The sequence below is a fragment of the Streptomyces sp. DH12 genome (assembly GCF_020873895.1).
In the GTDB taxonomy this organism is placed as follows: Bacteria; Actinomycetota; Actinomycetes; order Streptomycetales; family Streptomycetaceae; genus Streptomyces.
The window spans coordinates 1-748 of record NZ_JAHWGT010000248.1 but is presented as its reverse complement, the minus strand read 5'-3'; the positions used below and the strand labels follow the sequence as shown (position 1 = coordinate 748).

Below are 748 nucleotides of genomic sequence, written 5' to 3'. Positions count from 1 at the left end.
CTACACGGGCGCCCGTGAGGCGGTACGGGCGGGCAGGCTGGGGCGACTGCACACGGTGCGGGCGACGACCAGCGAGGCGGAGCCGCCGGACCCCGCTCATCTGGCGCAGTCGGGCGGGCTGTACCGGGACACGCTCATCCACGACTTCGACATCCTGCGCTGGGTGACCGGCCGGGAGGTCGTCGACGTGTACGCCACCGGGTCGGACGCGGGGCCCCAGACGTTCCGCGAGGCGGGCGACGTCGACACCGGCGCGGTGCTGCTCACCCTCGACGACGGCACCCTCGCCACCGTCACCGGGACCCGGATGAACGGCGCCGGTTACGACGTGCGCATGGAACTCGCCGGGGAGCGCGACCAGATCGTGGTCGGCCTCGACGACCGTACGCCCATCGCGTCCACCGAGCCGACGGGGCCGCCCGCCGCGGACAAGCCGTGGACCGGCTTCCTGGAACGGTTCGGACCCGCCTACGAGGCCGAACTGAACGCGTTCGTCGAGGTGGTGCGGGGCGAGCGGCCCAACCCCTGCGACGGCCGTGAGGCCCTGCGGGCGCTGGTGATCGCGGAGGCGTGCGAGAGGTCGCGGCGCGAACGCAGACCCGTCCGGCCGATGGAGCTTCTGGGCAGCGCCCAGGAGGCGCTGACGTAAGACTCCGGGGGGCGGGTGACACCCCCTGATGACGTGATGCCGTCCTTATGGCGTCCCTTGAGGCGTCCGAGCCGTCACCGGAAGGACGGTTCCCTGTGC

1 protein-coding gene is annotated in these 748 nt (G+C 72.7%); it reads left to right on the top strand.

Features of this window, described 5'->3' with window-relative positions:
• Positions 1-649, top strand: a 649-nt coding sequence (locus LPA54_RS33825; protein WP_228984522.1) for a Gfo/Idh/MocA family oxidoreductase, incomplete at its 5' end; no start/stop codon positions are given.
• Positions 650-748: the final 99 nt, after the last annotated feature.